This is a genomic window from Vibrio sp. IB15 (genome assembly GCF_016406055.1).
Taxonomy (GTDB): Bacteria; Pseudomonadota; Gammaproteobacteria; order Enterobacterales; family Vibrionaceae; genus Vibrio; species Vibrio chagasii.
In genome coordinates this window covers 37,850-47,661 of sequence record NZ_JAEFCE010000041.1, presented here as the reverse complement: position 1 = coordinate 47,661, position 9,812 = coordinate 37,850, and the positions used below count along the sequence as shown (strand labels likewise).

At 45.1% G+C, this 9,812-nt stretch carries 11 protein-coding genes and 1 other RNA gene; 2 read left to right on the top strand and 10 right to left on the bottom strand.

Annotated features, from left to right (window positions below; all coding sequences use genetic code 11):
- Positions 1 to 173: 173 nt before the first annotated feature.
- Entirely contained in the window at positions 174 to 482 is a 309-nt protein-coding gene (locus JC606_RS15445; RefSeq protein WP_063522688.1) for an RnfH family protein, read from the bottom strand.
- Positions 483 to 485: 3 nt separating this feature from the next.
- On the bottom strand, positions 486 to 914 hold the full coding sequence (locus JC606_RS15440) for an SRPBCC family protein (RefSeq protein WP_063522687.1): 429 nt from the start codon (positions 912 to 914) through the stop codon (positions 486 to 488).
- Between the two features lie 118 nt (positions 915 to 1,032).
- On the opposite strand from JC606_RS15440, the gene smpB reads away from it, so the two are divergent.
- Positions 1,033 to 1,518, top strand: coding sequence for an SsrA-binding protein SmpB (gene smpB, locus JC606_RS15435; RefSeq protein ID WP_004737567.1), 486 nt, complete (start codon positions 1,033 to 1,035; stop codon positions 1,516 to 1,518).
- A gap of 65 nt (positions 1,519 to 1,583) precedes the next feature.
- Positions 1,584 to 1,950: a transfer-messenger RNA gene (ssrA, locus tag JC606_RS15430) on the top strand.
- A gap of 100 nt (positions 1,951 to 2,050) precedes the next feature.
- On the opposite strand, the gene vopD is transcribed toward ssrA, so the two are convergent.
- The 8 genes from vopD to vscY are packed head-to-tail and all read right to left on the bottom strand — an operon-like array spanning position 2,051 to position 9,806.
- On the bottom strand, positions 2,051 to 3,055 hold the full coding sequence (vopD, locus tag JC606_RS15425) for a type III secretion system translocon subunit VopD (protein ID WP_137408940.1): 1,005 nt from the start codon (positions 3,053 to 3,055) through the stop codon (positions 2,051 to 2,053).
- A 9-nt stretch (positions 3,056 to 3,064) separates the two neighbouring features.
- Positions 3,065 to 4,264, bottom strand: a complete 1,200-nt coding sequence (sctE, locus tag JC606_RS15420; RefSeq protein WP_198778913.1) for a type III secretion system translocon subunit SctE — start codon at positions 4,262 to 4,264, stop codon at positions 3,065 to 3,067.
- Positions 4,265 to 4,267: 3 nt separating this feature from the next.
- Entirely contained in the window at positions 4,268 to 4,759 is a 492-nt protein-coding gene (vcrH, locus tag JC606_RS15415) for a SycD/LcrH family type III secretion system chaperone VcrH (protein ID WP_005528925.1), read from the bottom strand.
- Between the two features lie 12 nt (positions 4,760 to 4,771).
- Positions 4,772 to 6,583, bottom strand: a complete 1,812-nt coding sequence (locus JC606_RS15410) for a virulence-associated V antigen (protein WP_137408938.1) — start codon at positions 6,581 to 6,583, stop codon at positions 4,772 to 4,774.
- A 10-nt stretch (positions 6,584 to 6,593) separates the two neighbouring features.
- Positions 6,594 to 6,884 (bottom strand): LcrG family type III secretion system chaperone, encoded by a 291-nt coding sequence (locus tag JC606_RS15405; RefSeq protein WP_063522682.1) that lies wholly within the window; start codon positions 6,882 to 6,884, stop codon positions 6,594 to 6,596.
- 60 nt (positions 6,885 to 6,944) lie between these two features.
- Positions 6,945 to 7,358 carry an LcrR family type III secretion system chaperone gene (locus tag JC606_RS15400; RefSeq protein ID WP_137408937.1) on the bottom strand — a complete coding sequence of 138 codons (414 nt, stop codon included), beginning with the start codon at positions 7,356 to 7,358 and terminating at the stop codon, positions 6,945 to 6,947.
- On the bottom strand, positions 7,358 to 9,484 hold the full coding sequence (gene vcrD / locus JC606_RS15395) for a SctV family type III secretion system export apparatus subunit VcrD (RefSeq protein ID WP_157618708.1): 2,127 nt from the start codon (positions 9,482 to 9,484) through the stop codon (positions 7,358 to 7,360). Before vcrD ends, JC606_RS15400 begins: the two co-directional genes overlap by 1 nt.
- Positions 9,468 to 9,806 carry a type III secretion system chaperone VscY gene (gene vscY / locus JC606_RS15390; protein ID WP_137408935.1) on the bottom strand — a complete coding sequence of 113 codons (339 nt, stop codon included), beginning with the start codon at positions 9,804 to 9,806 and terminating at the stop codon, positions 9,468 to 9,470. Before vscY ends, vcrD begins: the two co-directional genes overlap by 17 nt.
- Between the last annotated feature and the right edge of the window lie 6 nt (positions 9,807 to 9,812).

The following is a 9,812-nucleotide window of genomic DNA, read 5'->3' as shown; positions in this document are numbered from 1 at the left end:
AGGCTATGAACTCGCCAAGTCTCTTGATTAACCAGACTTGTGATCAAGAGACAGGCTCAATGAGCAGGCTTTTTAATATTTGCTTACAAATTAACCCACCAAATCTCACTCACTGACACAAAAAAGCTCGCCGATTTGGCGAGCTCTCTGTGAATTGAATACGCTTTTTGATGCTATTTAGTAGCAGCGGCTTTTGCTTGTTCGGCACGTTTACGTCGAATCTCTTTTGGATCGGCCAATAGTGCACGGTAAATTTCGATACGGTCTTTATCACGAACCGTTGCATCTAACTTCACGTTACGGCTGAACACGCCAACCTTGTTTTTCGCTAAGTCGATCTCTGGGTACAGTTCCAAAACACCAGACTGCGCAATAATTTCTTCAACGGTCGCATTCTTATTAACGACCAAAGTAAACACACGCTGTTCATGCGGAAGTGCAAACACAACTTCTACGTGGATCATATCTGATTCAATAGTCATGGTTTAGTAAACCTGTTTCGCTCGTTGAGTGAATGCGCTCACCATGTTGGTCGTTAGCTCATTGAAAATCTTACCAAATGCCATTTCAATCATTCGGCTAGAAAATTCAAACTCTAACTTAAGCTCGACCTTACAGGCTTGATCATCCAATGGAGTAAAATACCAACCGCCTTGCAGTTTCTTGAATGGGCCGTCCACCAGCTCCATTAAGATCTCAACGCCATCCGCTAAACGGTTAGACGTTGTAAATGTTTTGCTAATACCGGCTTTAGAAACATCAACCGAAGCCACCATTGCTGAATCTGAAAACTCTATTACACGAGAACCAGAACACCCTGGCAAAAACTCAGGATAACGAGCAACATCATTGACCAAGTCAAACATCTGGTCAGCACTAAATGATACTAATGCTGAACGAGTAACCTTTGGCATATAGACTCCTGTTAAAGACAGCGTTACATTAAACAAACCACAATTTTAATGGTATTGAGCCAGAGCGCAAATAAAAAGGATTCCCCATCTTTCGCGCAATCCGTATAATGAGGCCATTATGGCAAAGAATAAATCAAAATCAAAAGCCGGTAGTAATACCATTGCGCTTAATAAGAAAGCTCGCCACGAATATTTCATCGATGATGAAATAGAAGCGGGGCTTGAGCTACAAGGCTGGGAAGTAAAATCCCTACGTGAAGGCAAAACCAATATCGCAGAAAGCTACGTTTACATCCGTGATGGCGAAGCATTCATTAGTGGTATGACGATCACTCCGCTTACTCAAGCGAGTACTCATATCGTGGCGAACCCAACACGTGTCCGTAAACTCCTAATGTCGAGAAAAGAGCTCGATAACCTATTCGGTCGTATTAACCGTGAAGGCATGACACTTGTCGCAACCGCACTTTACTGGTCTCGCTCTTGGGCGAAGATTAAGATCGGCGTAGCGAAGGGTAAAAAGCTGCACGATAAACGTACTGATATGAAAGAAAAAGATTGGGCGAGAGATAAAGCACGAATTATGAAGAGTAATTTGCGCTAATTTTAAGCACTTAAACGCACAGTGCTAGACAGTGTAAGCTTTTCTGGTACTATGCAAGAACACTTGGGGCTGATTTAGGATTCGACAGGAATTTTGAAGTCTGAGGTGCATGCCGTGGGGCGGTTGGCCACGTAAAAAGCCGCAAAAAAATAGTCGCAAACGACGAAAACTACGCACTAGCAGCTTAATAACCTGCTCAGAGCTCTCTTGCCCTAGCTTCCGCTCGTAAGACGGGGACCAACAAGAGATCAAACCCAAACAAGCTAGCGTGGCTTCTCCCACCTGAGAGGAAAAGCGCGAATTATAATTCAGGTTAGCCTTTAACTAGCGTGTCGGTTCGCAGGTTACTGGTGAAATTAAAGATCGACTAAGCATGTAGTACCAATGATGAATAGTTTTTGGACGCGGGTTCAACTCCCGCCAGCTCCACCAAACGTTTGGAAAGGGCCAACTCGAAAGAGTTGGCCCTTTTTGTTTGCCTTTAATCTAGATTTAACCAAACACAAATAACAATATGATGTCTGATACGCGATTACACCGTTGGAGTGGATGCTCGCCATGCTTGAGTTTGACTATCAGCGATAGAGCGGAAAAGCTCACGTAGCTCTTTTAACAAACCCTCTTGGAAACCAATGTATTCGTCTGCCCTTTGTTTATCTGATTGGGCACGAGTTGCTAATACTTCATCCTCTTTGCTTCGAGCTTGAGCTTTCGTTTGCTCTACGCTTGCTGCTGAGTTCCCCATTTGACCTAGAGCTTGAAGTACAGCGTTTCTCGCTTGATTGGACCCCGCCATCTTTTCAAATTTACGTCCAGTACTGGTTAAAGAGATCGACGTATCAGCAATATTTTCTTTAGCGGCTGCATATGCTTTTCTCACTTGATCCTGATATTTCGTCGACATATTACCACTAGCCATCAGCTCTTCAGCTTGCTCAAAGCCTGCTTTTTGAGTCTGCAAAACCTTGTTATGAGCGACTTCAGAACTAAGTTCTCGACCTGTTCTAAAAGAACCAATCGCACCAACGATTGCTGTTGCTCCTGCAAGAACACCTGATACGATAGCCATTGCGAGCATAGCCTTTGCCGCACTATTTAATTCTTCGGCTTGGCTCTTGATACTAGCTACATTTGCCTCGACCGCAATTTCACGTTGCTGTACTTGCTGGTCACGGGTTAATTTGGATACTTCATACAGCAAAGCGATAAGGGACAGTGACTGAGAAATAGCCTCTGACGAGGACTTAGCCACGTTTTTGCCTGCCAATGCGTTTTCTGTTATTTGCATTAACAGGTTTGTTGTTGAGGCCAACTCATCCATCAATTTTGCTACCGCGATAGCTTGGTCTCCAATAGCTGGCGCTTTTGGGCCATCCAATTGGTAGTGTTTCGCATTCGTCACGTTGCTTTCAGCACTAGCACGGATTGCAGCTGCTTCGATTTTGGTTTCAGGGGTTTTCTCAGTATGACTGGTTCTGTTGAGTTCGCCCAAACCATGAAGAGCTGCGTGTCCAGTATTACTAATATTTTCTATCATAATTATTCCTTAAACATTTGTAGGGCGGTTCGTCAGCGTTTTCATTGTTTCGCCTTTAGCTAGGACCATTTGCATGATGACGTTCATTAGTTCTTGGAAACCTTCCATCAACTTGGAAATTTCTTGTTTCAGTTTGTCAAGCACCGCTTGGCTCAGTGTCATCTCAGCCCTTAACTCTGTAATGTCCGCCTGAATGTTGGTCAAACGGGCGTTGTTTGTCCCGTGAACGCTATCCGTGGCAACTTTACCGACATTGACAGTGATGTCGGCACCCTCAGCACCAAAACGGATCGCTTTTGCAGTTGTCGTTGCCGCTTTCGACCCCCAATCAGCAAACTTTGTGATACTGGCGGATGCTTTTGTGGCGATATCAGTGACTTTCTGTGCAATTTGGCTTGCACTCTTGGCGGCCAACTTGGCAACCCCCGCCGCGGCAGCACCACCAAATGTGACAACAGCACCAATGACAGCAGTCGCAATCTCAAAAGCCATGACGACTTTACTCAGCACATCGACATTAATTCCGGCCTCTTTCATCGCTTCCTGTACAGCAGGTTCTTGCAAAGTCATGTTGACAGCACCCATTACACCGCCCGCGATCATTAACGCGCCAGCAACAGCACCGATCCCAGTTGCGAACATGATTGAGCCAACAACAATAGAGGCTACAGCGCTGACCCAGCCGAAAATCTTAGAAGCTAAGCCCGACTTTTGTGCTTCTTTCGCCGCGGCCTCAGATTCTTTGATCTTCTCCTGGTTTTCTGCCATCTCAAGTTTATGTTTTTCTTGAGCTACTTTGACTTCCTGCATTTTAAGCTTGTTTTGAGCACTCTTAATTTTGTCTGCGATAGCAGCCAGCTCAATCTCAAAGTCGTCCACTGAGCCTGCGATTATTCTCACGGCTAGTGATCCAGTGCTGTCAGCAACAGCATGTAAGCCACCAGCTATCGAGTCTACAATTTTTTGTAGCTGTGCAATGGCCTTCAACGTCAGGTCATTCACCTTATCGCTGACAGCGGCATTCGGTGCATCAAGCTGAACTTTTACCTTACCGGTGTTCAATGCTTCAGCACCTTTACCTTGTACGTTTTCAAAGGTTACTGACGGCGATGCGTGAGCAGCGGTCTTGCCAACCTTGTTTAACGTAGTTTCGTCAGAATCAAGCGTAAATACCTGATTCTGAATGTGGTCAAGTGCAATAGAACTCATATTCTAGTTACTCCTTTTGTTTCTCACCGCTTCTAACATGATGCCTGCTCGTTGATGCAAGTCTGCATACTCTGATTTACCAGCAGACATCTCCTTCGCGCTGTAAAACCCACTCTCTGCTTCCGTCAGTTGCTCAAGTTTGAGATGACATTCTGCAGAGTGGAAAGGTGGGCGTGGATCATTAATGTCCATAAGCGCAGCGTAGCTGTAGGCATCAAGCGCCTGCAGGTACTCACCTAGTTCCTGACGAGCCGCACCCAAACCAATGAAAAATCGCGCTTGATAGTGATCAAGCATGCTAAGCAGCTGAAATACCTTTGCGGCCTGCTCTATTTTGCCTGACTGAAAAAAGTTGTATCCAACCGCGTAAATGTGCTCAATGGTATCTGCCGATACATCGTGCAGCATTTTTAGCGTGCCTCCCTCTTCCAGAAATGAAAGGAGTTCTTCTGCTCGCATTTGAGATAGGTCAGTTGGCGCGTTTTGTGTAGTCATGGTTATTTATCCTTAAAGGGCTCGTAGGATTTCTTGTAAAATACTGTGGTACTTCTGAACAAATTTGTTCATCGCCTCAACGGTTGCATTGTATTGAGAGCTGATATCACTGAGCTCGGTCGTTTTTAGTTGAACTGTATCGTTTTTAACCTTGGACTGATCACTTACTGAATTAGAAAAACTTGCCAATTGATCGCCCTCAAAACTATCTGCTGCTACTGATACGCCCTGCTTTGTCAGAAAGTCTTTGTGGTTTTCGAACTTATTATTTGTCAGATATGCATACTCAGGTGAGGCCTTAAAAGACGCTTCACTGTCGTAGCCAAAGTCACTTGCTTGGAAACTCGTATTCCCTGGTTCATATTTTTCTTTTGCACTTTGTTTTGAGTGTATCTTCGACTGTATGGCACCAAAAATTCTTAACTCCATCGTTAAGTTTTCCAGTTCACCTTTCAAAATATTACGCTTTTCAAGACGGTCTACGCGGCGCTCATTTAAGGCAAATAACACGCGTTCATCAAAGCGATCACCGATACTCGACTCAATAACTGCCAATAAATCGCGAGCAGTCAATGCATGCTCAGCATTTACTTCTTTACTATCAACTTCCTGTGCTGTGATTTTTGCTAAACGCTCACTGAGCTTATAAAGGTTCTCCATCATTTTTTGATGACGTGTGACAAAATCGGTTCCGATATCTTTTCCAGCAACTATTTTCTCGAAAAGAAAACGAATATCTTGCTCGGTATTTTGCTTGATACGCTCAAGCTGTTCTGGTGTTGTTTGAGTTACCTGGATAGCAAGTAGATCGTTAAAGAACTTATCGATCTGAGTGTTAATAAGTGCAATCGCAATATTAGAAAACAAACTTGGTAAAGTGATCGCATTGGGATCTGCGTTAATTCTGTCAACTTCTAAATCCAAAATGGCTTTTAATTGTTTGACACCCTCTGCACCATAGGCATTTTCAAACTGTCCTTTTAGTTGTATCGCTAAGCTATTAATCGCATCGGTAAGCTCCTGCTTAGACATGCCAGGAATCCAAGCAATCTTGTTCGCCAATGCCTTTGCATCATCGGTGCTGATGGTGATCCCAATGCTATTGAAAGAAGCAACCAGCTGATCGGCAACCGCAGCTCTAAAGCTTTCTTCCGTTAAAAAGTAATCTGAGTTCTTAAGCTCATTGAGGTTAACTGAACCAAGATTAGTAAAGGCATTTCGCAAGAACGGAATAGCATTCTCACGAACCTCACTTGTTCTCATATGCACCGCCAGTGTATTTACAAGCGAGCTAATCTCTGCCATTGCTGCTTTAAGAGCACTCGTATTCAAAGCTTGAATTTGCAGTGCTTGGTTACTCTGGCTCCCCAAGCGGAAATCAGCGATAAAATCGGTCGAAAGTGAACTGTCGACCTTATCTTTTAGTAGTGTGCTAAACCAAGATTGAAATTGATGCGCGAGCGTAGTATTAACGCCCATTTCCACTTCTTTAGGTGCAATCTGGCCATTCAAAGCTTGTTGTTGCAGTGACCGCATCCAATGCGCAGTAGTCTCAGTGGCAGCAGTACCAGTAAAGGCCTCTTGCTTCTTTAACAGTGTGTCCAATGAATCTGCATAAAGACTCAAGCTTTCTTGTTCCGTGCGCCCTACGACAATAGGTAATTGGCGAATCAATGACTCTAATTGATTCACGTCGATATGGGCATCACTCAGAATGGGAGAAAAGGTCTTAACCAAACCCTGCTGGAATGCGATCTGAGAATCACGATTGGCCGTTGTATTGAGAACTCCGCTGATGGAGTTCATGGTTGTCATATCCGTCATGTAAAAACCTCTAGATCACCATGCCACGCATCATGGTCGGTCGCTTGCGCCTAATGCCTTTAGTGGTCGTGGCTTGTGGCTGATGCTGTTGTTGTCTGCGGCGTTGTACTTCTTCAAGCAACTCATGCTCTGCTTGTTTCATCAATTGGGGCGAAGCATTTAACCCATCGAGCAGAATATTGCCTGCTACCGGACCAACGCCTAATCCTTCGAGTAGTTCATTGAATACATCAGTTCTGTCTTCAGCATTGCGAATAGCAAGTTCCGCGTTTTCAATGGTTTCAGTAAAGGGTTGCTTCATCTTGTGTCCTATCTTAAAGCCAAGCATCTTTGGGATGCTGTCAGTAACAGTCGAGAGTTTTTAAATTTTTCTCTTTCTCAAAGGTCGGTAATCACTAAGGCGCAAGAAATACCAATCCTCTTGTTGATCATGGCTCGCGCCGCAGGCTCGTAAGTAGAATTGTGCTAACCGTTGGCTGCTCATGTTACTACCTCGCAATACATCAACGTTGCCACGAATAGTCCAGTCGAGCGGATACAAACGGATGGCATGTTCTGCGAGCACAAATAGCGCGGAGAAAGGGTTGCCTAGACCTTGGTTCGGGCTGGTTCTTCGCAGTAGTACAATGATGATTTCGCCCTCTTCGACACGGAAGACCAGCTCCATCCCATCAAATTCATAACGATAACCAAGTAAGATAGTACTTTTCTGCCAAAAGTAGGGCTTCACTTCGATGCCTGACGCCACTAGAGACTGAGTGAGAAGGCATTTCATCACATACCTACCCTGCCAAGCGGTTGAATATTGATTTGTTGCGTCAGCTCTTGGAACGACAACACTGGCAATTCGTAGTATTCAGACTCGATCAGTTTGCGTACGTAACGGCGCACATCCATCGACACCACCAGCACAGGTTTATTTGGCATGCGACTTAAATCACCAATGGTTTGCTTAACGTCGCTGACAAATTGTTGAGTGACAGAGGGGTCAAGCGCCAAGTAACTGCCTGCAGAAGTCTGACGAATGCCATTACGAATCGTATCTTCCAAGCTTTGATCTAATAAATAAGCTGGTAGCATGTTTTGACCGCTGGCGTACTTGTAGCAGATATAGCGCTTCAAGCTTGAACGGATATATTCAGTTAGCTGTACCACGTCTTTCTCTTTCTGGCCCCACTCAACCATGGCTTCTAAGATCACTCGTAAATTACGAATAGAAATGTCTTCAGAAACCAAACGCTGCAGAATTTCCGTCATCTTTTGCAAAGGCACAATACGCTGCGCTTCTTTTACCAGTTCGGAATAGCTACCTTCCATTTGCTCCAGCAGGTAGCGGGTCTCTTGAATACCGATAAAGTCTTGCGCGTACTCTTTCAGAACGTGAGACAAATGATAAGTCAGAATGCGATCAGGGGTCAGAAAGCCCACATGACTGTTTTGGAGTTTTTCATAATGACTTTGGTCAACCCAAAGACTCGTAATACCCGGCAGAAAATCGTCATCTTTTTCATAAGGTACGCCCAGTAAATCGATCTGTTCATTACCTTCTGTTACCAGCAGTTTCTCGCTTTCAATTCGACCACGAGCGACCGGCACTTCTTGCAATTGAATTAAATACTCGCCGTTACTCATTCCCTCGTTGAAACGTAAGTGAATACCGGGGAACGGGACACCGAGATCGAGATAAAGTGCACGTCTGACACGCGCAAGCTCATCGTTGAGAGCCACGGCCTCTAAACTTTCTTGCAAGCGAGAATCCAAGTCGATGAGCAGCGGTACTGTCATCGCAAACTCTTCTTGCTCACCCAGCTTGCCTTTGCTGTTACGAGATGGCGTCGGTTTATTGGGCTTAGCGGCTGGCGAACCAGCACCTTGGGCAACGAAGCTAGGCAAGTCAGAGCTGTCAGATTCGCTTTGTTTCTTTTGTTGGTAGGATAAGAAGAAACCACCACCGCCAACAACAGCAGCAAGAATTAAGAAGGTAATCTTCGGGAAGCCCGGAATAAGAGCAAACAAAATCAGCAGAACACCACCAACCAACAAAGCTCTTGGCTGAGCGGTCACTTGTCCACCAATATCTGAACCTAGGTCAGAAGAATCCTCATTTGAGACACGAGTAACGATGATGCCAGCCGTGATAGCGATAAACAGTGCCGGGATCTGCGACACCAGACCATCACCAACGGTCAGGACTGCGAACAATTCAAGTGCCTCAGAGGCAGACATGCCCTTTTGAGTAACCCCAATAGTTACACCACCGAGAATGTTTACCACTATGATAATCAGGCCCGCGATTGAGTCGCCTTTAACGAACTTCATCGCGCCATCCATCGAGCCATACATTTGGCTTTCTTTTTCGATCAATGAACGGCGGTGACGCGCCTCATGAACATCAATAACTCCAGCACGCATATCGCCATCGATACTCATCTGCTTACCCGGCATCGCGTCAAGAGAGAACCGAGCGCTGACTTCTGCAACCCTTTCAGAACCTTTGGTGATCACCATAAATTGAACAATGGTGATGATAAGGAAAACAACAATACCTACTACCAAGTTACCGCCGACCACGAAGTTACCGAAGGTGTATACGATCTGACCTGCATCACCTTGCAGCAGGATAAGTCGCGTTGTCGTAATAGAAAGTGACAAACGAAACAAGGTAGTGATCAAAAGCACGGCTGGAAATGCAGAAAATTCCAGTGGTGTAGTGATGTAGATAGCCAACATCAATAAGACGACCGCAATGCTCATGTTGGTACCGATCAAAACGTCCACTAGTGCCGTAGGTAGAGGCAAGATCATCATAAAGACGATCGCAAGTAGCATCACGGCAAGCATAATGTCTTTACGCTGTCCGACTTTGTTTAGAGTATCAATCAACTTATTCATTTGATTCACTATTTAGAGATTGTAGATAATGTCGATGTGCTCGGCGGGCACCTTCAACATCCTGTTCTTTCCAGCGAGCTTGGCTTAGGCAAAACCACAAGCCCGCTTTATTTGAGTGTTCGCTTTCCAATAAGCTTTCGCACAGCTCAATTGAACGCGTATATCGGCCTGAATTGAGGCATGCTACCGCTAATGTTTGGCGAGCTTCCTGGTGCTGAGGTTCGATTTCCAGCAGTGCATCAAGCAAGATAATCGCTTGTTCCGGCTTTTGATATTGAACTTGGAGTGCGGCGTGGATAAGCAAAAGCTCCACGTCTTTTGTCTTCAACATGGGCTT

What these genes read in the sequence shown, in the direction of transcription:
- JC606_RS15445 (WP_063522688.1), bottom strand. Translation starts at nt 482, where the DNA reads ATGACTATTGAATCAGATATGATCCACGTAGAAGTTGTGTTTGCACTT.
- JC606_RS15440 (WP_063522687.1), bottom strand. Translation starts at nt 914, where the DNA reads ATGCCAAAGGTTACTCGTTCAGCATTAGTATCATTTAGTGCTGACCAG.
- smpB (WP_004737567.1), top strand. Translation starts at nt 1,033, where the DNA reads ATGGCAAAGAATAAATCAAAATCAAAAGCCGGTAGTAATACCATTGCG.
- vopD (WP_137408940.1), bottom strand. Translation starts at nt 3,055, where the DNA reads ATGATAGAAAATATTAGTAATACTGGACACGCAGCTCTTCATGGTTTG.
- sctE (WP_198778913.1), bottom strand. Translation starts at nt 4,264, where the DNA reads ATGAGTTCTATTGCACTTGACCACATTCAGAATCAGGTATTTACGCTT.
- vcrH (WP_005528925.1), bottom strand. Translation starts at nt 4,759, where the DNA reads ATGACTACACAAAACGCGCCAACTGACCTATCTCAAATGCGAGCAGAA.
- JC606_RS15410 (WP_137408938.1), bottom strand. Translation starts at nt 6,583, where the DNA reads ATGACGGATATGACAACCATGAACTCCATCAGCGGAGTTCTCAATACA.
- JC606_RS15405 (WP_063522682.1), bottom strand. Translation starts at nt 6,884, where the DNA reads ATGAAGCAACCCTTTACTGAAACCATTGAAAACGCGGAACTTGCTATT.
- JC606_RS15400 (WP_137408937.1), bottom strand. Translation starts at nt 7,358, where the DNA reads ATGAAATGCCTTCTCACTCAGTCTCTAGTGGCGTCAGGCATCGAAGTG.
- vscY (WP_137408935.1), bottom strand. Translation starts at nt 9,806, where the DNA reads ATGTTGAAGACAAAAGACGTGGAGCTTTTGCTTATCCACGCCGCACTC.